Source organism: Kitasatospora sp. NPDC004799, from assembly GCF_040609095.1.
Taxonomy (GTDB): domain Bacteria; phylum Actinomycetota; class Actinomycetes; order Streptomycetales; family Streptomycetaceae; genus Kitasatospora.
In genome coordinates this window covers 1-2,787 of sequence record NZ_JBEXJK010000654.1, presented here as the reverse complement: position 1 = coordinate 2,787, position 2,787 = coordinate 1, and the positions used below count along the sequence as shown (strand labels likewise).

1 protein-coding gene is annotated in these 2,787 nt (G+C 79.1%); it reads left to right on the top strand.

All coding sequences use genetic code 11. The annotated features are described in order from the left end of the window. Nucleotides 1-259: 259 nt before the first annotated feature. The coding region (locus tag ABZW03_RS39505) for a M48 family metalloprotease (RefSeq protein WP_355269516.1) at nt 260-2,787 on the top strand (2,528 nt) is incomplete at its 3' end.

Genomic DNA, 2,787 nt, shown 5'->3' with positions numbered 1-2,787 from the left:
CTTCCCTCGAACTCGGCCCTGACCACGAGAAGATCCGGCTCGGGACGGTTCCGCTTGTCGAGCTTGATCGACATCTCCCGGCCGACCCTGACGCCGCCGGAACCTGGTCCGCAAGGGCCGGGCGGCGGAGTACGCCTGCACGCTGGCCGCCGGGTTCGACCCGAACGCGGACTTCCTGACCCAGCTCGGGGTCGGCCCGCGGACGGACCCGGCCCTGCGCGCCTGCCTGGCCGCCGTCGCGGACGATCCGCGCTGGCCGGTGCCCGTCGCGCTGGCGCTGGTGCTGCTCGCGGCCGCCGCGCTGTACCTGCTGCTGCCCCGCTGGCGGCGGCGCTCGCGCCGGCTGGAGCCGGTGGACGGGGAGCTGCGGGCGGAGCTGCTGCGCCTGGCGGAGGCGGCCCGGCTGCCGGTGGTGCCGGAGTTCGTGGTGGACCCGGGCCGGCTCGGCTCGGGGGCGGTGGTGTTCGGCCACGCGCGCCGGCGCACCGTGTGCCTGTACGCGGGGCTGCTGGTGACCAGGGTGAGCGATCCGGCCGGGTTCCGGGCCGTGGTGCTGCACGAGCTCGCGCACATCCGCAACCGGGACGTGGACCTGGGGTACGCCGTCACCGCGCTGTGGCGGGTGTTCGCGCTGCTGGTGGCGCTGCCGTTCGTGGTGGTGGTCGGCGGGACGCTGGTGGGCGCGGAGTTCGGGCTCTTCGTGGGCGCCGACCGGGTGTTCTGGCCGGCCGGGCGGGCGCCGCTGGTGAAGCAGACGGCCACCGCGGTGGGGATGGCGCTGCTGGTGGTGCAGGCCCGCGCCGACGCGCTGCGCCACCGGGAGCTGTACGCGGACGCGGACGCCGTCGCCCTGGGGGCGGACCGCCGGGTGTGGGAGGTGCCCGACCCGGCGGGCCCGGCCGCCCGGCTCGGCCGGATCTGGCGGGCGCACCCGACCTGGGCGCAGCGGCGGCGGGCGCTGGAGGACCCGGCGGCGCTGTTCACCCTGGCGCCGTCGCAGACCTTCCTGGTGGGGGCGGCCGGGGTCACCGTCGCCCTGCTGCTGCCGCCGTTCGCCGGCGGGACGGGCGGGGTGTGGCTGGCCGCCGTGCCGACGGCGCTGGTGCTCGCGGTGGCGGCGTGGCGGTCGGCGGCGTACGCGGCGCACCGCGGGACGGCGCCGCCGCAGGGGCTGCGGGCGGGGCTGTGGCTGGGGGCCGGCCTGGTGGTCGGCGAGCTGGTCGTGGACATCACCGCCGACGGCGGGCGCTGGTTCCCGCGGCATCCGCTCGTGCTGCTGGTGCTGCTGCTCGGCGCGCTGGCGTACGTCCCGTGGCTGGTGCAGTGCGCGCGGCTGGGGCTGGGGCGCGGGCGGGTGGCGGCGGTACTGGCGTCGGCGGGGGCGGTGCTGGTCGCGGCGGCCGGGCTGGCCTGGTGGGCGGGGGGCGGCCACCTGTACACCGCCGGGGACTTCCTGGGCCGGGGCGGGATGCGAGAGCTGCTGGTGCGTCAGTTCCCGGGCGGGTGGGAGCGGCACGGGGCCGAGCTGGAGTGGATCGCCGCGGTGCTGCCGCGGCTCGGGGTGGACGGGGTGACCGGGGCCTTCGTGGCGGCCGCGGGGGCGCTGTGGGCGCTGCCGTACCTGCTGTGGCTGCTGGGCGGGCACCGGGGGCTCGGCCGGGCGGTGCGCCGGGGGCTGCTGGGCGGGGTCCTGTGCGTGGCCGGGGTGCTGGTGGTCAAGGCGGCGCTGCACCCGGGCCGGCCGCCGCTGGGGGCGCGCGGGGGCGGGTACGCGCTGCGGTACGTGTCGTGGCTGACGGTCGCGGTCTGGGCCGGGGTGGTGGTCACGGCGGCGGTGGTGGCGCTGGTGTCCCGGCGGCTGTGGCTGGTCGGGGCGCTGGTGGCGGCGGGGGTCGCCCAGACGGTCGCCCTGGTGGCGGTGTTCCTGCTGATGTCGGCGGACGGGTGCCTGGGGCCGTTGCGGACCATGGGCGACAGCTGCCGGTGGGTGCCGGGCGGCGCGTGGCCGCTGGTGCAGGTGCTGGCCGGCCCGGTGCTGCCGGCGCTGTTCGGGGCGGCGATGGCGGCGGTGCTGGTGCGGCTGCCGTTCGCCCAGGCCCGGCGGGGCGGGGCGGCGGCGCCGGACACCCGGGCGGCGCGCTCGGGCGTGCGGCGGGCGGCGCTGGTCGGGGCCCTGGTCGGGGCGCTGGCGCTGGGGCCCACCGCCGTGCAGGCGCTGCCCTCGGGCTCGGGAGGCGGCGCGCTGGTGCCCGCGGCGCAGCGGCCGGCCGACGCCCGGTCCGAGCGGGTCCGGGTCTTCCAGCTGCTGATGTGGTACCTGGTCGGCGGGAAGCAGGACGTCCTGGCGCTGATCGAGGGGTACCGGGCGTTCTCCGACGAGGTCCGGGCGCTGGAGCGGCTGGCGCAGGAGCGCCCGGACGAGCCGGTGCGGGTCGACGGCCGGCGCCTGGCCGGGGTCTGCGCCGCGCTCGACCGCGCGGCCGGCACCGCCCTGGGGCACCTCCACATCCCCGACTCCGGCCTGGACAAGGGCTGGTGGGCGGCGCTGGAGCAGACCCGGACGGCCGCGCGGCACTGCGCGCAGGTGATGGACCCCGGCCACCAGGAGCGGGAGGGCGAGGCCGACGCGGCGCTGTCGGAGGTCGCCGACGGGCTGCGGGCGACGCTGGCGGCCGTCGATCCCGTCCTGCGGCGGATCCCACGGCAGGTCGTCCGGCGCCGCGGACGGGGCCTGCGCGCCCGGGCTGAACTCGCCCTCGGCCAGCGGGCCCGCCAGCAGGGCGTACC